This is a genomic window from Mesorhizobium sp. M6A.T.Ce.TU.016.01.1.1 (assembly GCF_003997065.1).
GTDB classification, from domain to species: Bacteria; Pseudomonadota; Alphaproteobacteria; order Rhizobiales; family Rhizobiaceae; genus Mesorhizobium; species Mesorhizobium mediterraneum.
In genome coordinates this window covers 1-411 of the sequence record NZ_RZTJ01000162.1, presented here as the reverse complement: position 1 = coordinate 411, position 411 = coordinate 1, and the positions used below count along the sequence as shown (strand labels likewise).

Sequence of the window (411 nt, the reverse complement as noted above, 5' to 3'; positions counted from 1 at the left end):
CTCACGACCTCCGGCCGCGAAGCATCCATCACCACATTGTAGGAATTCATGTCGTTGTGGACGATCTGCGCGCGCAGGCTCGGGATGACCGGCGCAGCATGCTCCTCGAAGGAGTCGATCGCGCGCTCGACCATCGCCCGCCGACTCGGATCAGTGATGTGCGCCATCATCGGCCGTGTCTTGGCGACCTTGCGGATGTCCCAGAGCAGGTCGTTGCCGGCGGCCGGATGGAAGAAGCCGCGCAGCGCCCGGCTGAGGCGGGCGAGGAAGATGCCCAGATTGCGATCCTGCGCCTCGGAAGTCGGCGAGCGCGACAGCAACTGACCGGACAGATAGGTCACCAGCCGGATAATGCGCGGCGCCGATCCAGCGACGCTGACCGCGAACTGCGCTTCATCCTCGATGCTTTTG

The 411-nt window shown here is 64.7% G+C and carries 1 protein-coding gene; it reads right to left on the bottom strand.

Features of this window, described 5'->3' with window-relative positions:
- Positions 1–411: phosphotransferase (locus tag EOC94_RS33760; protein ID WP_148128479.1), on the bottom strand; the 411-nt coding region annotated here is incomplete at both ends.